At 65.8% G+C, this 18793-nt stretch carries 20 protein-coding genes; 10 read left to right on the top strand and 10 right to left on the bottom strand.

The genetic code is table 11. The features are described 5' to 3' along the window. The first annotated feature begins 115 nt into the window (after positions 1-115). From C3F42_RS04390 to C3F42_RS04410, 5 genes are all read left to right on the top strand, one after another. Positions 116-1213 (top strand): carboxynorspermidine decarboxylase, encoded by a 1098-nt coding sequence (locus tag C3F42_RS04390; protein ID WP_094011089.1) that lies wholly within the window; start codon positions 116-118, stop codon positions 1211-1213. A gap of 30 nt (positions 1214-1243) precedes the next feature. Then, positions 1244-2488, top strand: a complete 1245-nt coding sequence (locus C3F42_RS04395) for a saccharopine dehydrogenase family protein (protein ID WP_038705903.1) — start codon at positions 1244-1246, stop codon at positions 2486-2488. 121 nt (positions 2489-2609) lie between these two features. Continuing rightward, on the top strand, positions 2610-3098 hold the full coding sequence (locus tag C3F42_RS04400) for a signal peptidase II (RefSeq protein ID WP_104444038.1): 489 nt from the start codon (positions 2610-2612) through the stop codon (positions 3096-3098). 171 nt (positions 3099-3269) lie between these two features. Further along, entirely contained in the window at positions 3270-3818 is a 549-nt protein-coding gene (locus tag C3F42_RS04405; protein WP_104444039.1) for a hypothetical protein, read from the top strand. Continuing rightward, complete coding sequence (locus C3F42_RS04410; RefSeq protein ID WP_104444040.1) at positions 3815-4012, top strand: hypothetical protein; 198 nt, start codon at positions 3815-3817, stop codon at positions 4010-4012. The genes C3F42_RS04405 and C3F42_RS04410 overlap by 4 nt, the downstream gene beginning before the upstream one ends. Before the next feature lie 46 nt (positions 4013-4058). Here C3F42_RS04410 and C3F42_RS04415 read toward each other — a convergent pair whose 3' ends face one another. Both C3F42_RS04415 and C3F42_RS04420 read right to left on the bottom strand, forming a co-directional pair. Continuing rightward, complete coding sequence (locus tag C3F42_RS04415; RefSeq protein ID WP_094011087.1) at positions 4059-4913, bottom strand: type 1 glutamine amidotransferase domain-containing protein; 855 nt, start codon at positions 4911-4913, stop codon at positions 4059-4061. Between the two features lie 13 nt (positions 4914-4926). Continuing rightward, a complete protein-coding gene (locus C3F42_RS04420) occupies positions 4927-5232 on the bottom strand; it encodes a putative quinol monooxygenase (protein ID WP_094011086.1) in 306 nt (101 codons plus the stop codon). An 88-nt stretch (positions 5233-5320) separates the two neighbouring features. On the opposite strand from C3F42_RS04420, the gene C3F42_RS04425 reads away from it, so the two are divergent. Together C3F42_RS04425 and C3F42_RS04430 are read left to right on the top strand one after the other, a co-directional pair. After that, positions 5321-6247 (top strand): LysR family transcriptional regulator, encoded by a 927-nt coding sequence (locus C3F42_RS04425; protein ID WP_038705901.1) that lies wholly within the window; start codon positions 5321-5323, stop codon positions 6245-6247. A 126-nt stretch (positions 6248-6373) separates the two neighbouring features. Further along, positions 6374-7426 (top strand): cytochrome D1 domain-containing protein, encoded by a 1053-nt coding sequence (locus C3F42_RS04430; RefSeq protein WP_158659520.1) that lies wholly within the window; start codon positions 6374-6376, stop codon positions 7424-7426. Positions 7427-7581: 155 nt separating this feature from the next. Here the strand turns inward: C3F42_RS04430 and gspF are convergent, their stop codons facing one another. Genes gspF through gspG form a run of 7 tightly spaced genes read right to left on the bottom strand, consistent with a single transcriptional unit; the run spans position 7582 to position 15393 of the window. After that, on the bottom strand, positions 7582-8787 hold the full coding sequence (gene gspF / locus C3F42_RS04435; RefSeq protein WP_094011084.1) for a type II secretion system inner membrane protein GspF: 1206 nt from the start codon (positions 8785-8787) through the stop codon (positions 7582-7584). Then, a complete protein-coding gene (gene gspE / locus C3F42_RS04440; RefSeq protein WP_038705899.1) occupies positions 8787-10208 on the bottom strand; it encodes a type II secretion system ATPase GspE in 1422 nt (473 codons plus the stop codon). Before gspE ends, gspF begins: the two co-directional genes overlap by 1 nt. Beyond that, positions 10205-12568, bottom strand: coding sequence for a type II secretion system secretin GspD (gene gspD, locus C3F42_RS04445; RefSeq protein WP_104444041.1), 2364 nt, complete (start codon positions 12566-12568; stop codon positions 10205-10207). The genes gspE and gspD overlap by 4 nt, the downstream gene beginning before the upstream one ends. After that, a complete protein-coding gene (gene gspM, locus C3F42_RS04450) occupies positions 12565-13083 on the bottom strand; it encodes a type II secretion system protein GspM (RefSeq protein ID WP_094011082.1) in 519 nt (172 codons plus the stop codon). Before gspM ends, gspD begins: the two co-directional genes overlap by 4 nt. After that, positions 13073-13993 (bottom strand): type II secretion system protein GspL, encoded by a 921-nt coding sequence (gene gspL / locus C3F42_RS04455; RefSeq protein ID WP_104444042.1) that lies wholly within the window; start codon positions 13991-13993, stop codon positions 13073-13075. The genes gspM and gspL overlap by 11 nt, the downstream gene beginning before the upstream one ends. Beyond that, a complete protein-coding gene (gene gspK / locus C3F42_RS04460) occupies positions 13990-14940 on the bottom strand; it encodes a type II secretion system minor pseudopilin GspK (protein ID WP_104444043.1) in 951 nt (316 codons plus the stop codon). The genes gspL and gspK overlap by 4 nt, the downstream gene beginning before the upstream one ends. Before the next feature lie 6 nt (positions 14941-14946). Beyond that, entirely contained in the window at positions 14947-15393 is a 447-nt protein-coding gene (gene gspG / locus C3F42_RS04465) for a type II secretion system major pseudopilin GspG (RefSeq protein WP_094011080.1), read from the bottom strand. A 147-nt stretch (positions 15394-15540) separates the two neighbouring features. On the opposite strand from gspG, the gene gspI reads away from it, so the two are divergent. After that, the gene (gene gspI, locus C3F42_RS04470) at positions 15541-15921 is read left to right on the top strand and encodes a type II secretion system minor pseudopilin GspI (RefSeq protein WP_038705894.1); all 381 of its coding nucleotides are present in this window, start codon (positions 15541-15543) and stop codon (positions 15919-15921) included. Between the two features lie 156 nt (positions 15922-16077). Further along, positions 16078-17166, top strand: a complete 1089-nt coding sequence (locus tag C3F42_RS04475) for a TerC family protein (RefSeq protein WP_104444044.1) — start codon at positions 16078-16080, stop codon at positions 17164-17166. Here C3F42_RS04475 and C3F42_RS04480 read toward each other — a convergent pair whose 3' ends face one another. Continuing rightward, positions 17167-17460, bottom strand: a complete 294-nt coding sequence (locus C3F42_RS04480) for a DUF1330 domain-containing protein (protein WP_038705893.1) — start codon at positions 17458-17460, stop codon at positions 17167-17169. Between the two features lie 78 nt (positions 17461-17538). On the opposite strand from C3F42_RS04480, the gene ribBA reads away from it, so the two are divergent. Beyond that, complete coding sequence (gene ribBA, locus C3F42_RS04485) at positions 17539-18651, top strand: bifunctional 3,4-dihydroxy-2-butanone-4-phosphate synthase/GTP cyclohydrolase II (RefSeq protein ID WP_094011078.1); 1113 nt, start codon at positions 17539-17541, stop codon at positions 18649-18651. The last annotated feature ends 142 nt before the right edge of the window (positions 18652-18793 follow it).

The following is an 18793-nucleotide window of genomic DNA, read 5'->3' on the forward strand; positions in this document are numbered from 1 at the left end:
CCCTTGCAAAACGCGGCACGACTCTGACGAAATGCGCCTCGCGCCCTTTCGTACCGCGGCAAGTGAAGGCACAATGCGTGTCCTTTTTTTGGCCGGCCTGGCCGGGGGCCTTTAAATGATCAAGACGCCGTACTACCTCATCGACAAAACCAAGCTGCTGAGCAACATGGAGAAGATCGCCTACGTGCGCGAACACTCCGGTGCCAAGGCACTGCTTGCCCTCAAGTGCTTCGCTACCTGGTCGGTATTCGACCTGATGCAGCAGTACATGGACGGCACCACCTCGTCTTCGCTGTTCGAGCTCAAGCTCGGCCGCCAGAAGTTCGCCGGCGAAACCCATGCCTACAGCGTGGCCTGGGCCGACGACGAAGTCGAAGAGATGCTCGAAAACTGCGACAAGATCATCTTCAACTCCATCGGCCAGCTCGAGCGCTTCGCCGAGCAGTCCGAAGGCAAGGTGCGCGGCCTGCGCGTCAACCCGCAGGTGAGTAGCTCCGACTACCTGCTGGCCGACCCGGCGCGCCCGTTCAGCCGCCTCGGCGAGTGGGATCCAGAAAAGATCGAGAAGGTGATCGAGAAGATCTCCGGTTTCATGTTCCACAACAACTGCGAGAACGGCGACTTCGGCCTGTTCGACAAGATGCTCACGCACATCGAGGAACGTTTCGGCCACCTGCTGCACAAGGTCGAGTGGGTCAGCCTCGGCGGCGGCATCCACTTCACTGGCGAGGACTACGCGGTGGACGCCTTCTGCGCGCGCCTGAAGCAGTTCGCCGAAACCTACGGTGTGCAGGTCTACCTGGAGCCGGGCGAAGCGGCCATCACCAACAGCGCCTCGCTGGAAGTGACCGTGCTCGACACCCTGTACAACGGCAAGCACCTGGCCGTGGTCGACAGCTCGATCGAAGCGCACTTGCTCGACCTGCTGATCTACCGCCTCAACGCCAAGATGGCCCCCAACGACGGTGCGCACACCTACATGGTCTGCGGCAAGTCGTGCCTGGCCGGCGACATCTTCGGCGAGTACCAATTCGACAAGCCACTGGCCATCGGTGACCGGCTGTCGTTCATCGACACGGCGGGCTACACCATGGTCAAGAAAAACTGGTTCAACGGTCTGAAAATGCCCTCCATCGCGGTCAAGCAACTCGACGGCAGCGTCGAAGTGGTGCGCGAGTTCGGTTTCGAAGACTACGTTTCGAGCCTGTCGTAAGACAGGCTTTCATGAAGGAGAGCAGCTGAATTGAAGAAGAACGTTCTTATCATTGGTGCAGGAGGTGTCGCCAAGGTGGTGGCCCACAAGTGCGCACAGCATAACGACGAACTGGGTCGTATTGCGATTGCGTCACGGAACATCTCCAAATGCCAGGCCATCATCGACAGCGTCAAGGCCAAGGGTAGCCTCAAGGTTCCCGCCGACATCCAGGCCTTCTCGCTCAACGCCCTCGATGTCGAGGCGACCAAGGCCCTGATCCGCGAGACCGAATCGCAGATCGTGATCAACGTTGGCTCCGCCTTCCTCAACATGTCGGTGCTGCGCGCCTGCATCGATACCGGTGTCGCTTATCTTGACACCGCCATCCACGAAGAGCCGGGCAAGATCTGCGAGACCCCGCCGTGGTACGGCAACTACGAGTGGAAACACCTCGAAGAGTGCCAACAAAAGAACATTACCGCCATTCTCGGCGTCGGCTTCGACCCGGGTGTGGTGAACAGCTACGCGAAACTCGCGCAGCAGCAGTACTTCGACCAGATCGACTCGATCGACATCCTGGACGTGAATGCCGGTTCCCACGGCAAGTACTTCGCCACCAACTTCGACCCGGAAATCAACTTCCGTGAGTTCACCGGGCAAGTCTGGAGCTGGCAGAACAGCCAGTGGACCAGCAACACCATGTTCGAGGTCAAGCGCACCGACGATCTGCCGGTAGTGGGTTCGCAGAACCTGTACCTGACCGGCCACGACGAAGTGCACTCGATCTCGAAGAACCTGAACGTGCCGAACGTGCGTTTCTGGATGAGCTTCGGCGAGCACTACATCAATGTGTTCACCGTGCTGAAGAACCTCGGTTTGCTCAGCGAGCAGCCGGTGAAGACCGCCGAAGGCCTGGAAGTGGTACCACTGAAAGTGGTCAAGGCCGTGCTGCCGGATCCGGCCTCGCTGGCCCCGGGCTATACCGGCAAGACCTGCATCGGTGACCTGGTCAAGGGCACCAAGGACGGCCAGCCGCGCGAGGTGTTCATCTACAACGTGGCCGACCACGAGGAAGCCTACGCCGAGACCGACAGCCAAGGTATTTCCTACACCGCAGGCGTGCCTCCGGTAGCCGCCGCGCTGCTGGTTGCCCGTGGCCAGTGGGATGCCGGGCGCATGGTCAACGTCGAGGAGCTCCCGGCCGAGCCGTTCCTCAAGGCGCTGGACGTGATGGGCCTGCCGACCCGCGTCAAGGATGAAAAAGGCGATCGTCCGTGGGACGCTGAAGCCTAAGCTGCACGACGAAGGGGCGCCAGATGGCGCCCCTTCTGTTTAGGAGCTGTCTGTGGCAGCGGGCTTGCCCCGCACCGGCAGATCGTTACCCGCATTCGCGATGCCCAAAGGAACTGTCAGCATGTTTTCCAGCCGTACCCTCGTCCTCACCCTGGGCGTTGCCTTCATCATTCTCGACCAGTGGGTAAAACTGATCGCCCTGGTCGCCCTGAACGATCACAGCTATGTCTATGGCAACCAGAGCGTCTGGCTGGACCTGGCCCTGAGCCTCAACCCCGGAGCGTTCCTCAGCCTCGGCGCCGGGCTGGCTCCGTGGCTCAAGCAACTGGTGTTCGTGGTCGCCGTCGGCGTGGTGTGCGCCTGGGCCATGGTCTGGGCCTGGCGTCACTGGCAATCGGCACCGGTCAAGGCCAGCGCGGCCTGGTTCATCGCCGTGGGCGGGCTGTCCAACTTGATCGACCGGGTGATTCGCGACGGCCACGTGGTCGATTACCTGGTCCTCAACATCGGCACCCTGCACACCGGCGTGTTCAACCTGGCCGACATCGCCATCATGGCCGGCGCCACGGTGCTGGTGGTGGACGGCATTACCCGGCCGAGCAAACGCTGATCCCGCCTCGCCAATGAGCCGCACCGCGCAAGGCGGTCGGCCCTGCGAAATTGGCCTTCGGAGCTTTACTACACAATCGTGGGAAGCCACCCACTGCCTTTGCGCCATCATCAGAGCAGCAGACACGTTAGCCTTTTCGCACCTCAGTTCCAAAGCATTCGAGGGTGCGACATGGACGAACGTAGACTGGCCGAACTTGCCGGTTTCAAACAGGCTGCACGCGGGCAGATTGCCCTGGAGATTGGCCAGCGCAACAACCATCTCGCCCAGTGGCTGGCCATCGAAGAAATCGACGAGCGCGCCATCACCGCGCATGAGCACTGGCATCCGCAGCAGTATGATTTCGGCTGGGAGCGTGTACTGAAATGGAAGGCTCGGCGTGCCCATGCCAGCGCCCTCGACATCGCCCTGTGGCATCATGACCAACTGGCAGGCTTGTGCTGGGCCTCACCGCAGGGCAGCAAGGAGAAGATCATGGTGCTGTTCCTGCAGCGCAACCCTGATGATCGCCTGCTGACCAAAGGCCATGTCGCGCCCCTGTGCCTGAGCGGCGTACGCTTTTATGCCAGCATGCTGGGTCTGAAATGGGTCGTGGTGCGAGATCCCTTGCCTCAGAGCAGCCTACGAGCGAGATGGTTTCACCCAGGTCAAGGGAGTTGGCCTTGCCGACAACTTGGACGCGGACTACGCTGCATTCACTCGGGAGGACGCATCGCATGACGGCAACACCTAATGATTTTGAAGCAACCGTCGCCTACTTCAAGGCCGTTGCCGACGAGAAACTCGCGCGGCTACGCGCATCGCCCCACTACGACAGCTTTATCAGCGAAGCAGCCGTGGAGGCGTTTGCCAAAGTCGAAGGTTCCGCCTACGCGGGCCGCCCCAAGCGAGACAAAACCTGCGCACCTGAATGACCGAGGCCCTGCCAGCATCCGCAAGGCCTCAATCAGCTGCACTCGATCAGTTCTTGCGGCTACCGACACTCTCCAACTGCTCAAGCAACGCCTTGGCCAACGCCTTGTCGGAAAACGGATTCTGCCCGGTGATCAACTCGCGATCGACCACTACATGGGGCTGCCAGGCCTGGGCATAACTCATGTCGCCTCCTGCACCGGCCATGGCCTTGGCGGGATAGAACTGCAGACGCTGCTCCTTGAGTGAGCCCTCGAACACCTGCTCCTCAGGGTCGGAGAAAATGGTCATGCGATAGCCCCGGTACGTCCAGTCGCTGGCCGCCGGGGTTTCGCCACGGGCGAGCGCGGCGCGGTAGGCGACCGGGTCCTGCTGCGCCGACAGCAACGTGATCGGGCCGTGGCAAATGGCGGCCGTGGGCTTGCCGGCCTGGTGGAAATGACGCAACAGGGCACCGACGTCGGGGTTGTTGGCCAGGTCGATCAGCGGCGCATGGCCACCCGGGATGAAGATCCCGGCATAGCGGCCCATATCGCCAGCCAATACCTCCTTCACCGACAGCGTGTCGTCGATATCCGGCAGGCTATCGACCACCTGGCGGATACGCTGCATTTCGCGGGCATCGCCGCCGAAGTACATCGGATCGATCGAGCGCTCATCGACACTCGGCGCATTGCCCTTGGGCGTCACCAGCACCAGCTTGTAGCCGGCCTTGAGCAACTGGTCGGCAGGCACGCCGAATTCGTTGAGGTAGTAACCGGTGGGGTACGGTTTGCCGTCCTTGAGCTGCAGCTGGTTCTCGCTGGACAACAGCACCAGTACCTCACCCTTCGCAGCGGCGGCGGCCTGGCCGGCCAGCAAAGTACCAGCCAGTGCCAGCGCGACGGGAGCAATCATGTTCATGGTGTCTTCCTGATCAGTTGAATGGCGCGATATCCAGCCCGTGGGCAAGCTGGACTTGAGTCGGTGCGGCCAACCAGCCGGCGCTGGCGGCGCGATAGGCCTGGTAATGGGCACTGTTGCGATGGGCCTCGACGGCGGCGGCATCGACATACAACTCGAACAGCTCGAACGCCAGCACCTCGCCCTCGCGGACGAACAGGTCATAGCGCAGGTTGCCGGGCTCGGCGCGGGTCTGCCCCACCATCAGGCGCAAGGCCTGTTCTGTGACCTCACGGTGTTCAGGATGCGGCTGGATAGTGGCGAAGATGGCAATGGTCACGGGGCGTCTCCCTCAACAAGTTGGGCCCATCCTAACCATCGCGTTATGATTCGATAATTCGAAAGCACTTATTCCTGTGATTCGTTTTATGAATATCAGCAACAAGGACCTCAACCTGCTGCACCTGTTCCAGGTGCTCTATGAAGAGCGCAATGCCTCCCATGCAGCGCAACGGCTGGCCCTCAGCCAGCCCGCCCTGAGCCACAAGCTCAACAAGCTGCGCCAGCAGTTCGGCGACCCCTTGTTCGTGCGTGCGCCGCGTGGTCTCACGCCAACGCCCAGGGCCCATGAGCTGGCGCCCCGGATACAGCAGCTGGTTGCACAGCTACAGGACTTCTACAGGGATTGCGACGGCGATGATTTCCTCTCCCGCCCGACCCAGGTGCACCTTTACAGCACCGACTACCTGGAGCAGACCCTGCTGCCCAGGCTGCTGCCGATCCTGCGCACCCAGGCACCGAACCTGACCCTGATCACCCACAACACCCAGGGCAACCTGCCACGCGAGGCGCTGGAAAAAGGCACCTGCGACCTGGCCATCGCCGGTTTCTACAACGGTTTGCCGGACACCTTCCATCAACAGCGCCTGCTCAGTGAGGACTTCGTGGTACTGGCCGCCGCCGACAACCCACACCTGACCGAGGGCATGAGCCTGGAGGCGTTCCTGGCCTGCGAGCACCTGCTGACCACACTCACCGGCGACCTCGATGGCCGGGTCGATCACGCCCTGCGGGCTGTTGGTCGGCAACGTCGGGTGGTGGCCGGCCTGTCCAGCTTCATTGCCCCTACGCGTCTGGTGCGCGGCACCGACCTGCTGCTGACCTGCCTGCGCTCGCTGGCCATCGAAGCGGTCGAGCGCGACCCCGGCCTGCGCCTGCACACCCTGCCCCTGGCGCTGCCCCGGGTCGAAGTGATGCAGATCTGGCACGCGCGCACCCACGCCGACCCCTTGCGTCGCTGGTTCCGCCAACAGGTGTGGGAGGTGGCGCAGCAGGTCACTGCACCAGCTGGTTGATCTCGATGATCAGCATCAGCACCGCCAGCCACCGTCGGCGTGCACATGTCCACTGAAACTCTCGGACGGCCCGACGGGTCACAGCCAGTGCATGCAACAAGGATCACACCTTCAAGGAGACTGGACATGCCCTACCCCATGACATTCACACCCCCCTTCCGCCTGCTGGCCCTGGCCGGTGCCCTGCTGGCCTGCGCCACCTTGGCCAATGCCGACGACGTGCTGCTGGTCGGCAACAAGGCCGACGCCAGCGTGTCGGCCCTGGACACTGGCAGTGGCCAGGAAATGATCCGCCTGCCGGTAGGCACCGGCCCCCACGAGGTGGTGGTCAGTGGCAATGGCCTGCTCGCCGTGGTCGGCAACTACGGCGCGCAAGGCACGGCGAACAACAGCCTGAGCGTGATCGATTGGCCGACCCGGACGGTCGTGCGCACCATCGACCTGGGCGAAGACACCCGCCCCCATGGCATTCGTTTCCTGCCCGACAGCCAGCGTGTGGTGGTCACCACCGAAGCCAGCGAACGTCTGCTGGTGGTCGACCTGGCCCAAGGTAAAGTGCTCGACCGCATCGACGTCGGTGGCGGCAAACCGCACATGGTCGCGCTGTCACCCGGTGCCGACCGCGCCTACGTCAGCCATGTCGAGAGCGGCACGCTGTCGGTGGTCGACCTGCTGCACAAGAAGAAAATCGCCGAGATCCCCACGGGCGCCGGCAGCGAAGGCGTGGCGGTGACCCCCAGCGGCACCCAGGTATGGGTCAGCAACCGCGACGGCAACGAAGTGGTCATCGTCGATAGCAAGCGCCTGGAAGTCACCGACCGTATCCGCACCGGCCTGTTCCCGATCCGCGTCGCGATGACCCCGGATGGCAAGTATGCGCTTGTCACCTGCGCCAAGTCGGCGGAACTGGCGGTGATCGATGTGGTGGCCAAGAAAGAGATCAAGCGCATCGGCCTGGCGCGCGAAGGCGCCGAATACCGCCGCACGATGCTCGGCGAAGAGGCGCTGCCGATTGGCGCGGTGGTCTCGCCGGATGGCAAGCGGGTCTATGTGGCGATCAGCGGCGGCGATGAGGTCGCGGTGATCAGCACAGCCAACTGGACCGAGAAGGCCCGCTGGAAAGCCGGCCCCGAGCCGGACGCCCTGGCGATCGTGGTGCAGCCGAAGGAAGAGAGCTGAGCACCGCAAAGGCGCCTCGCGGGAGGCGCCTTTACACCACTGGCCTTGGCTGAATGGAAGAACCCGGCCAAGATCCGCCCCCTCTTGCGTTCACAGCTCAACCCTCCTTCTTGATACTGGTTCCGCCAACAAGGTGTGGGAAGTGGTGCAGCAGGTCACTGCACCAGCTGGTTGATCTCGATGATCGGCATCAGCACCGCCATGACGATCAGCAGCACCACCGCCCCCATGATCACGATCATCAGCGGCTCGAGCAGCGCGGTCATGCCCATGGCGCGGCGCTCGATGTCCTTGGCCAGGCTGTCGGCGGCGCGGTCGAGCATCGGCGGCAGGTTGCCGGTCTTCTCGCCGCTGGCGATCAGGTGGATGAGCAGCGGCGGGAAGACCTTTTCCACCGCCAGCGCCGAGGCCAGCCCGGCGCCCTCGCGCACCCGTGCGGTGGCCTCGCTGACACACTGGTCGAGGCGATCGTTGCCCAAGGTCTGGCGCGCCGCCTCCAGCGCACGCAGCAGCGGTACCCCGGCGCTGCCGAGGATCGCAAGCGTGGAAGCAAAGCGCGCCGTGTTCAGGCCCAACACGAAACGGCCGAGCAACGGCAGCCGCAGGATCCGGGCGTGCCAGGCCAGGCGCGCCGCCGGGGCGCGCAAGTAGACCCGCCAGGCCCAGACCGCCCCAGCCATCAGGGCGAAGCACAGCACGCCCCATTCACGCACGAAGTCACTGGCCGCCAGCATCGCCAGGGTCAGCCCGGGCAGGTCCTGACGTGCCTGGGTGAAGGCGCTGACCACCTGCGGCACCACATAGCTGAGCAGGAAGATGACGATGCCCACCGACACCAGCCCGACCACGCCGGGATAGATGAAAGCGGTGAGTATCTTGCCGCGCAAGGTGTTGCGCTCCTCGATGTAGTCGGCCAGGCGCTCCATTACCTGGGCCAGGTCGCCGGACTCCTCGCCCGCCGCCACCAGCGCCCGGTAGATTTCGGGGAAGTCCCGCGGCCGTTCGGCCAGTGCGTCGGCCAGGCGCATGCCACTGCGCACATCGCCGCGCACTGCCGCCAGCAACTGCGCCACAGGCTTGCGCTCGGCCTGTTCCAGGGTCGCGCCCAGCGCCGCCTCCAGCGGCAGGCCGGCGGCCAGCAGGCTGGCCAGCTGACGCGTGGCCCATGCCAGGTCGCCATCACTCAGCCGGGCGCTGAACAGGCCCGCGCCCTGCACGGCAGCGGCCTGGGCCTCGACCTCCAGCGCGGTCAGCCCCAGGCCGCGCAATTGCGCCATCGCGGCGCCCGGACTGTCGGCTTCGAGCAGCCCTTTGATGATATGCCCCTGGGCGTCGGCGGCTTCATAGCGGTAACGGTTCATCAGGTATCCCGTGTCACGCGCAGGATTTCTTCCAGGCAGGTGCTGCCGCTGTCGACCCAGCGCTGGCCGTCCTCGCGCATGCTGCGCATGCCGTTACCCCGGGCGGCGGCGCGCAGGGCCTGTTCATCGGCGCCCTGGTGCACCAGGGCGCGCACTGCGTCGTCCACGCAGAACAGCTCGTGGATGCCGGTGCGCCCGCTGTAGCCTGAGTGATTGCAATGCGCGCAGCCCACCGCCCGGTACTGCCCGGGCGTGGCCGGATCGGGCTCGCGGCAGTGCGGGCACAGACGCCGCACCAGGCGCTGGGCCAGCACGCCGAGCAGCGCCGAGGCCAGCAGGAACGGCTCGACGCCCATGTCGACCAGGCGGTTGACCGCCGACACCGCATCGTTGGTGTGCAGCGTGGCCAGCACCAGGTGCCCGGTCAGCGAGGCCTGCACGGCGATCTGCGCGGTCTCCAGGTCGCGGATCTCGCCGATCATGATCACGTCCGGGTCCTGGCGCAGGATGGCGCGCAGGGCCACGGCGAAGCTCATGTCGATACGCGCGTTGACCTGGATCTGGCTGATCCCCGGCAGGTCGTATTCCACCGGATCCTCGACGGTGAGGATGTTGCTGACACTGGCATCCAGCCGCGCCAACGCCGCGTATAGGCTGGTGGTCTTGCCCGAGCCGGTGGGGCCGGTGACCAGCACGATGCCATGCGGCTGGCGGATCAACTGGTCCAGCCGTGCCAGCACCGCGGCGTCCATGCCCAGCGCCTCCAGGCGCAGGCGCCCGGCCTGTTTGTCCAGCAGGCGCATGACCACGCGCTCGCCATGGCCGGTGGGCACGGTGGACACGCGGATATCGATGGGCCGCCCGGCCACGCGCAGGGCGATGCGGCCGTCCTGGGGCAGGCGCTTCTCGGCGATGTCCAGCTGCGCCATGATCTTGATCCGCGACACCAGCGCTCCGTGCAACGCCTTGCGCGGCGAGACCACGTCGCGCAGGGTGCCGTCGACCCGGTAGCGCACCAGGCAGTGGCTCTCGAACGGCTCGATATGAATGTCGCTGGCCTGGTCGCGGGCCGCCTGGGTGAGCAAGGCGTTGATCATGCGGATCACCGGCGCGTCGTCCTGGGCCTCGAGCAGGTCGGTGACTTCCGGGATGTCCTGCAGCAGGCGGTCGAGGTCCACCTCGTTCTCCGCCGCGCCCACCACCGCCGCGGCGCTGCCGGTATCGGCGTAGGCGCTGACCAGCAACGCGTCCATGTTCGCGTCGGTAACCGCTTCGACAGCCACCGCGCCAAAGCGCCGACGCACCTCTGCCACCGCCCAGCCCGGGCTCGAAGGGCAACACGAGAGTACCGCCCTCGCCTCGTCATCGGCCTGCAGCACCACCCGCTGGGCCTTGGCCCAGGCATACGGCAGGCGGCTCAACGGGCCACCTCGTCCACCGGCACGGCACGGATCGAGGCCCGTGGCGCCTGCGATGACACCGGCCGCGCGCGGCCCTGGTCGGGCACGCCCTGCTCCACCGGCGGCAGCAGCGGCATGTCCATGTCCGGCAGTGCCCAGGAGTGCTCGGGCTTGAGGTTGCCCTGGGTACGACGGATGAAGTCGTAGCGGTTCAGGGTGATGCTGCGCCCGGCCGCGGCATCGCGCACGATGTACGGGCGCAGGAACACCATCAGGTTGGTCTTGGTGCTGGCCCGGCGCTCGCTGCGAAACAGCGCGCCTACCCCCGGCAGCCCGGACAGCCACGGGATGCCCTCGTTGCTCTGGGTGTAGCCGTCCTGCAACAACCCACCGAGGACCATGATCTGGCCATCGTCGAGCAGGATGCTGGTGTCGATGGCGCGCTTGTTGGTCACCGTGCCGGCGGCACTCGAGGCACGCTGGTCGACGCTGCTGACCTCTTGGTAGACGTCGAGCTTGACCGTGCCGCCCTCGGAGATCTGCGGCCGCACGTTCAGGCGCAGGCCCACTTCCTCGCGCTGGATGGTCTGGAACGGGTTGTTGCTGTTGCCGCCGCCATCGGTTACGTACTGGCCGCTGACGAAGGGGATGGTCTGGCCGACGAAGATGCTCGCCGCCTCGTTGTCCAGGGTCAGCAGGTTGGGTGTAGACAAAACGTTGCTGCCCCCCTTGCTGGTCAACGCACGGGCCAGCACCTTGAGGTCGAGCACCTCGCCGATGCCGGGGATCTTCACCGTGCCATCGACCACGCCCACCGACAGCCCCTTGGGCAGCACATCGATGCTGCTCGGCCCCTTGACCAACCCGCTGCCACCGAGGTTGGCACCGCCGAACACGCCATTCTTGCCTAGGTTGCCGGCCTGCCACTGAATGCCGAACTCATTGGCGTCGTCCTCGCCGACCTCGACGATCAGGCTTTCCACCACCACCTGGGCGCGGCGTTGATCAAGCTGGTCGATGACCTCGCGCAGGCTGCGATACAGCGGCTCCGGGGCGGAAATCAGCAGGGTGTTGGTGGTCTTGTCGGCCTGGATGGTCGCGCCGCCGGCGGAGAACGCGGTGCCTTGGTCGTTCTGCTGCGCGCTGGCGCCGTAGCCGTTCGGCGTGCTGCCGGCGCCCAGGCTGTTGCCGCGGTTCTGGCTGCCAGTTGTACTGCTGTTCTGCGTGGCGCTGTTGTTGCCGGTGCTGGCGCCGTTGCCGTTGCCACTGCCGGCGGTGAGCATGCCGCCACCGCTGAGCAGCGCACGCGTGCCGTCGGCAGTGGCACTGTCGCTCTCGCCGGTCAGCAGCCCCCGCAGGCTCTGCGCCAGCTTGTCGGCCTGGGCATTGCGCAGGTACACCACGTGCAGGTTGCCGGCGCTGTTCTGCGCATTGTCGAGCTTGTAGACCAGGTCACGGGCCAGCTGGGTACGCTCGGGGCTGCCGGAGCGGATCACCACGCTGTTCGAGCGCGGATCGCCCAGCACGCTGATCTTCTGGGTCGGGTCGCTACCCTGGCTGTCGAGCAGTTCGTTGACCATGCTGGCGATGTCGCTGGCGATACCGTTGTTGATCGCCACCACATCGGTGTCGATGGCGCTGGGGATGTCGACCCGGTCAAGGATCTGCGCGACCCGCTCGAGGTTTTCGGCGTAATCGGTGACGACCAGGGTGTTGTTACCCGGGTAGGCGTTGATCGGGTTGTCCGGCGAGACGATCGGGCGCAGCACCGGGATGAGGTTGACGGCGTTCTCGTACTGCAGACGGAAGGTCCGGGTGACCATGCCGTTGCCGGCGTCGCGGTCGCCGCTCACCAGCGCGCCGCCGAGCAGCTTGGCGTCGGCCTGGGGCACCACCTGGGCCACGCCGCCGACATCGACCACGCTGAAGCCCTGCATGCGCAGGGCCGACAGCAGCATGGAATAAGCCTTGGCGGCAGGCACCTCGCCTTCGGAAACCAGGGTCAGCTGGCCCTTGACCCGTGGATCCACCAGGAACTGGCGACCGGTGGCGCGGGACAGGCCGCGCACCACTGCCTGGATATCGGCATCGACGAAGTTCAGCTGTACCGGCTGGTCGCCCAGTGGATTGGCCGGCGCGGGTGCGGCCACGGCGCGGCTGTGGCGCTGGCCGACCCGGGGCGGCGACTGGCGCTGCAGCGGGCGGCTCTGCGGTTCGCGGTGATCCAGGGTGCCCGCCGTGGCACCGGCTTCGGCCAGCGGACGGCCCAGCTCGCTGCTGGCCAGGGGACGTTGCACGCTCGGCGCGCTGGCGCAGGCGCTGAGTGCCAGGGCCAGGAGCAAGGGCGCGAACGGCAGTCGCGGTGAACGGAGGCACGTCATGAAGGGTCCTTAGCGCCATGCGCCTGAGTCATGCGAAGGGTTCCGGAAAAGGTCACCGGGCTGCCGGGCTCGCCGGGGTCCCGGCGCAATGTCAGCTGGCCAACACCGAGCCCAAGGCGCAGCGGCACAGACTGTAGCCAGGCCATGGCCGCCTCTGCGGGGGCCCGCTGCCAGCCCAGGTGCCAGGTATCGCCCTCGCCGTCGAGCAGTGACTGCGCCAGCAGGCCAGCCTGCTCCAGGCTCTGGCGCAAAGCCTGGGCGGTATCCGCAGGCCGTTGTGCCAGGCGCTCGCCGAGCAAGGCATCGAGCGCCTGCGCCTGGCTGCGCAACTTGGGTGTTTCGGCCTGCCAGTGGTCGATCCGGGCCAGGGCTGGCTGCACCAGTACCTGCCAGCAGAACAGCGCGCCGAGCAAGCCGCCTGCCAGGGCGACCGCACGACGCTCCCTCGCGGCCAGGGCTTGCCAGCGTTGCCGGGCCTGACCGCGCAGCAGGCCCAGGCGGGTCTTAATCGACATGGGCCAGCTCCTCGCCGGATGGGTTGGCCGCACGCAGGGTCCAGCCTTGCCCACTGGCCTGGCCTTCGATGCCGCGTGCGGCGAGGTCGGCCTGCCAGGCACTGTCCGCCGGGGCCTTGCCGCCATCGTCCAGGGGAGTGAGGCGCAGCACGCCATCCTGATAATCCAGCGCCTCGACATTGCCTGCCAAAAACGGCATGACCTGGCCGGCGCCGTCGAGCAAGACCGCCAGCCCCGAGCCAGCGCCACCCTGCCCGGCCTGCAGTTGCTGACGTGCCTGCTGCAGGGGGTTGAGCACTACCGGCAACTGCGGGAAGGCCATGCGCACCTGGGCGACCATGTGCGCACGCAACTGCTCACCCTCGTCGGCCAGGTGCGCGGCATAGAGGTTCAAGCCCAGGCACCAGATCACTGCCGCCGCGCCCCAGATCGCCAAGGTGCGTCCCAACGCTGGCGATTTCACAGGCCCGGCAAGCCCGCCGGCCAAATCGACTGACGACGCGGTATCCTCCTGCCGGGCGAACAGCCCGGCCACGTGGATACCATCGGCCTGCAGCCATGCCTGCAAGCGCGCCATCTGCGCAAGGCCCAGCCAGGCCACGGCGACGTTCCCATCTGCCTGGCGCGGCCCGTGCGCCACGTGGACCTGCCCGGCATCGCCGAGCACCAGCCCCTGGACCGCGCAACCCACCGCCGCGCTCAAGCGCTTGCCCGTCAGCGGTGGCAAGGCCAGGACCAGGGCCAGGCTGTCGTGCGCATGCAAGTGCAGGCGCCAGGATGCACCCTTGATCTCGCGCTGCAATTGCCCGCGTGTGGCCTGGCCGCCACGCTCGGCCTGGCGATAGTCCAACAGCGAGGCATCCTCCAGCTCCGCCAACGGCGGCAGCTGCACATCAACCAGCGTACTCATGCGCCCACCCGGCTCCAGATGACATCCGGCAACTGCCCCTCGCGCTGGCGCAGCAGCGCCTGCAGGGGTTGTTCGCGGCTGCCCAGGCGCGCCTGGCCGCGCAGGCGGAACCAGTCGCTGTTGATCCCCACCCGCACATTGGCCATGGCCAGCTGCGGCATGCGCAAACGGTTGACGAAATCGCCCCGGTTGATGAACCAGCGCCCACTGTCGCGCTCGGCCACCAGCGCCATGGCCTGCTGCAGCGGCAGGCCCGGCACCTGCGCGGCGAGCACTTCGGCACTGGCGGTGTTGCCATTGATCCAGGTCATCGCCGGCAGCACCGTGACGAATCGGCGCAGGCGCTGCAGGGCCTCGGCGTCCATGCCCTTGAGCCCGACCAGGGCATCGACGCTGCGCAGCATCGGGCGCCTGGCCGGCAACGCCTCGGCGGCAACGGCCGGCGAGGTCGCACGGCCGCCTTGCAGGCCTTGACCGGCACTGCCGGGGGATACCGGCGGACGCTGTGGGTAGCTGTCGATCACCTGCCCGGCGATGGCCGTGGCCAGCCGCTCGCCGATGCCGATCAGCGCGCACAGACGCTGGAAGGTCGCCAGAGCCTCGCTGTCCACCTGGCCATCGACCACCAGGTTGCGCAGGTTGAACTTGCCCTGCTCATCCTCCAGTTGCCCATCGAAGCGCACGCTGCCGGACGGCACATCGCGCAACGGTCGCGTCCAGGGTTGGCCGCCACGTACCAGCGGATCGCGCAGGCGTTGTTCGAACAACACCCTGCGGCTAAGTTGCAGGCCGCCCTCCAGGGCCCATTGCCCCTGCAGCGCCATCTGGCGGTTCTCCACCTGCCGGGTCTGCAGCCCCTGGCGTTCGATCATGCCTGCGGCGATCACCGCCACCACCGCGGCAATCAACAGCGCACTGATCACGGCCATGCCGTCCTGGCGCGCCATGGCCGGTCACAACTGCCAGGAGCCGAGGTCGGCGTTCACCCCATCGCCCCCGGCCTGGCCGTCGGCGCCCAGGGAAAACACATCGATCTCGCCATTGGCGCCCGGGTTCAGGTACTGGTAAGGGCGGCCCCAGGGGTCGTTGGGCAGGCGGTCGAGGTAGGCACGCCATTGGCCATCCTTGGCTTGCGCCGGCTTCTCCACCAACACCTTCAGGCCCTGGTTCTGGTTCGGGTAGGCGCCGTTGTCCAGGCGGTACAGCTTCAGTGCCTGCATCAACCCGCCGATGTCCTGGCGCGCCGCCGTGGCGCGGGCCTGGTCGGGGCGGTCGAGCACCTTGGGCACCACCATCGCCGCGAGGATCCCGAGGATCACCACCACCACCATGATCTCGATCAGGGTGAAGCCCTGCTGGCGCAAACGGCAGGCGGGAAGGTTGCGGCGGGCGATCTGCATCTCGGCATTCCTTGCGTGAGTTCGAATCGGGGGCCGATTGTGGCAAGGCGGTATGTCACGGATATTGAAAAAGCTCGGGAGTCGGCGTCGTCAAAGCGTCATCGGGCCGCTCTACAGTGCCGCTTTGCCCTGCGCGAAAGGTGCCCTGTGCGTGCCACCGAGGATGGTTTCACCCTGATCGAAGTGCTGGTGGCGTTGACCATCGTGGCGGTGGCCATGGCCGCCGCCGTGCGCGCCAGCGGCTTGATGACCCAAGGGAACGGGCTGTTGCGCGACAAGGCGCTGGCCTTGCTCGCCGCCCAGGGACGCCTGGCCGAACTGCGCCTGGAAGGCAGCGCCAGGCCGGGCGTCAGGCAGTTCGAATGCGACCAGGGCCGCCTGCGCTTGCGCTGCGAGCAGCGTGTATCGCGCTCGCCCCACGGGCTGCTGGAGGTGTCGCTGCAGGTGTTCGACAGTCAACATGAAGGACCGGCGCTGGCGCGTTTGCAGACCCTGCTCGTTGCCGCCGAAGCAGCGCCCGCTACCTAGTGTGGTTCATGCAAAAAAATGTAACAGCCTGCCATTCGGCAAGCCCGGCGTCCGCGTCTAGGCTCAACCGTATGTGATGCCGGGCCCCTCTGACGGTTTGCGCCGCCATGTCGGAATCACTGTTGCCATGCAACGTCGACAATCAAGGAGGGGCTCATGACGGCTCTGCACACATTCCTTTTCACGCCTTTTCTCGGCACCAGCGCCTGGTTGTGGCTGGTCTTCATCACCATCGTCATCGCCTTGCTGGTCCTCGACCTCGGTGTGCTGCACCGCCAGGACCGCGAGATCGAGATGCGCGAAAGCCTGTTGCTGTATTCGGGCTACTTCAGCGTCGGCGTGCTGTTCGGCGTATGGGTCTGGTATGAACTCGGGGCACAGCCGGCGCTGGAGTTCTATACGGGCTTCCTGGTCGAGCAGTCGTTGTCGATGGATAACGTGTTCGTCATGGCGATGATCTTCAGCTTCTTCGCCATTCCCTGCCGCTATCAACACCGCGTGCTGTTCTGGGGCATCCTCGGGGTAGTGGTGCTGCGGGCGATCATGATCGGCGTGGGCGCCGCACTGGTGCAGCACTTTGCCTGGGTGCTGTATATCTTCGGCGCCTTCCTGCTGTTCACCGGGGTGAAGATGGCCCTGTCCAAGGATGACGCCCACCCGGACCTGGCCAACAACCCGGTGCTGCGCTTCGTGCGTCGGCACATGCGGGTAACCGACCAGCTGCATGGCCGGCACTTCTTCGTCCATCTCACGCCGCCCGGAACCGACCGCGCCATCCGCTATGCCACACCGCTGTTCCTGGCCCTGGTGCTGATCGAGCTGGCCGACCTGGTGTTCGCCGTCGACAGCGTGCCGGCGATCTTCGCCATCACCCAGGACCCGTTCATCGTCTACACCTCGAACATCTTCGCCATCCTTGGCCTGCGCTCGCTGTACTTCGCCCTAGCGGCGCTGATGCACCGCTTCGTCTACCTCAAATACGCGCTGGCGCTGGTGCTGATCTTCATCGGCTGCAAGATCTTCTGGCACGGGCTGGTGGGCAAGGTACCGGCCGGGATTTCGCTGGGGGTCACGTTCGGGCTGTTGCTCGGCGGCGTACTGCTGTCGTTGCTGCGCACGCGCAATCAGCAGCAACCGGCCGAACAACAACCCGTGCAGGACGAACCACTGCCCGCAGTGGACAAGCCGCCAACCACTCCCAGCGACAGCAATCCCGAGAAGAAAGGCCCTCACCTGCGGGTCTGATCAGGGCGCGAGCCCCTCGACGATGATCACCTGCGCCATCGCCGCACCCTGGCGATGGCGGCAGGCCTCCTGGTACAGGTCCGAGCGATAGCAGGCCACGGCCTGCTCATAGGAATCGAACTCGATCACCACGCTGCGCTGCGGCGTCGCCCGCCCCTCCAGCGCCTCGCTACGCCCGCCCCGGGCCAGGAAGCGCCCGCCGAAGGCGACGAATGCCGCCGGGGCGCGCTGGGTGTATTGCAGGTATTGCTCGGGGTCGGTGACGTCCACGTGGGCGATCCAGTAGGCCTTCATTCGTCGCGCTCCTGTTGCACGGTCATTTTCGTATTATGGTATACCATAAAACTTTCTTGACCAGCATGAGCGTGCAACATGGCCTTCAACAGCATCGAAGAACTCCTCGAGGACTATCGCCAGGGCCGGATGGTCTTGCTTGTGGACGACGAGGACCGGGAAAACGAAGGCGACCTGCTGATCGCCGCCGAGCGCTGCGACGCCCAGGCCATCAACTTCATGGCCCGCGAGGCGCGTGGCCTGATCTGCCTGACGCTGACCGACGAACACTGCCAGCGCCTGGGCCTGGAACAGATGGTGCCAAGCAACGCCAGCGTGTTCGGCACCGCCTTCACCGTGTCGATCGAGGCCGCCAGCGGCGTGACCACCGGTATTTCCGCCGCCGACCGGGCGCGCACCGTCGCTGCGGCCATGGCCGCCGATGCCCGCCCCGAAGACCTGGTACAACCAGGCCACATCTTCCCCCTGCGCGCCCGCGAAGGCGGCGTGCTGACCCGCGCCGGGCACACCGAGGCCGGTTGCGACCTGGCCCGCCTGGCAGGCTTCAGCCCGGCTTCGGTGATCGTCGAGGTGCTCAATGACGACGGCAGCATGGCCCGCCGGCCGGACCTGGAAGTGTTCGCTGCCCGCCACGGCATCAAGATCGGCACCATCGCCGACCTGATCCACTACCGGCTGAGTACCGAGCAGACCATCAAGCGCATCGGGGAACGTGCATTGCCCACGGTGCACGGCACGTTCCGCCTGGTGACCTACGAAGACCGCATCGAAGGCGGCGTGCACATGGCCATGGTCATGGGCGAGATCCACCGCGAGCAACCCACCCTGGTGCGCGTGCATGTGATCGACCCGCTGCGCGATCTGGTCGGCGCCGAGTATGCAGGCCCAGCCAACTGGACGCTGTGGGCGGCGCTGCAGAAAGTCGCCGAAGAAGGTGCCGGGGTGGTGGTGATCCTGGCCAACCATGAATCCTCCCAAGCCTTGCTCGAACGCGTGCCGCAATTGACTCAGCCAGTACGGCCCTACCAGCGCGGCCAGTCGAAGGTCTACTCGGAGGTCGGCACCGGCGCGCAGATTCTCCAGGACCTGGGCGTGGGCAAGCTGCGTCACTTGGGGCCGCCACTCAAGTACGCGGGGCTGGCCGGGTACGAGCTGGAGGTGGTGCAGAGCATTCCGTTCGAGGGCAATTGATTTCACGTGGCTGCAAGCACTGCCTGTCAGCTGGCTCCCACAGGGACCTCGCAATTCCTGAGACCCGCGCCGTATCTGTGGGAGCCGGCTTGCCGGCGATGGGCCGCAAAACGGTCCTGTCGCCACGCGGAGTGATGGCCGG

Origin of the sequence: Pseudomonas sp. PONIH3 (genome assembly GCF_002934345.1) — a bacterium.
Lineage (GTDB): Bacteria > Pseudomonadota > Gammaproteobacteria > Pseudomonadales > Pseudomonadaceae > Aquipseudomonas > Aquipseudomonas soli.

Bases quoted from the DNA above. Each gene is read 5' to 3' on its own strand.
- C3F42_RS04390 (WP_094011089.1), top strand. From the start codon at position 116: ATGATCAAGACGCCGTACTACCTCATCGACAAAACCAAGCTGCTGAGC.
- C3F42_RS04400 (WP_104444038.1), top strand. From the start codon at position 2,610: ATGTTTTCCAGCCGTACCCTCGTCCTCACCCTGGGCGTTGCCTTCATC.
- C3F42_RS04405 (WP_104444039.1), top strand. From the start codon at position 3,270: ATGGACGAACGTAGACTGGCCGAACTTGCCGGTTTCAAACAGGCTGCA.
- C3F42_RS04410 (WP_104444040.1), top strand. From the start codon at position 3,815: ATGACGGCAACACCTAATGATTTTGAAGCAACCGTCGCCTACTTCAAG.
- C3F42_RS04415 (WP_094011087.1), bottom strand. From the start codon at position 4,913: ATGAACATGATTGCTCCCGTCGCGCTGGCACTGGCTGGTACTTTGCTG.
- C3F42_RS04425 (WP_038705901.1), top strand. From the start codon at position 5,321: ATGAATATCAGCAACAAGGACCTCAACCTGCTGCACCTGTTCCAGGTG.
- C3F42_RS04430 (WP_158659520.1), top strand. From the start codon at position 6,374: ATGCCCTACCCCATGACATTCACACCCCCCTTCCGCCTGCTGGCCCTG.
- gspF (WP_094011084.1), bottom strand. From the start codon at position 8,787: ATGAACCGTTACCGCTATGAAGCCGCCGACGCCCAGGGGCATATCATC.
- gspD (WP_104444041.1), bottom strand. From the start codon at position 12,568: ATGACGTGCCTCCGTTCACCGCGACTGCCGTTCGCGCCCTTGCTCCTG.
- gspM (WP_094011082.1), bottom strand. From the start codon at position 13,083: ATGTCGATTAAGACCCGCCTGGGCCTGCTGCGCGGTCAGGCCCGGCAA.
- gspL (WP_104444042.1), bottom strand. From the start codon at position 13,993: ATGAGTACGCTGGTTGATGTGCAGCTGCCGCCGTTGGCGGAGCTGGAG.
- gspK (WP_104444043.1), bottom strand. From the start codon at position 14,940: ATGGCGCGCCAGGACGGCATGGCCGTGATCAGTGCGCTGTTGATTGCC.
- gspG (WP_094011080.1), bottom strand. From the start codon at position 15,393: ATGCAGATCGCCCGCCGCAACCTTCCCGCCTGCCGTTTGCGCCAGCAG.
- C3F42_RS04475 (WP_104444044.1), top strand. From the start codon at position 16,078: ATGACGGCTCTGCACACATTCCTTTTCACGCCTTTTCTCGGCACCAGC.
- C3F42_RS04480 (WP_038705893.1), bottom strand. From the start codon at position 17,460: ATGAAGGCCTACTGGATCGCCCACGTGGACGTCACCGACCCCGAGCAA.
- ribBA (WP_094011078.1), top strand. From the start codon at position 17,539: ATGGCCTTCAACAGCATCGAAGAACTCCTCGAGGACTATCGCCAGGGC.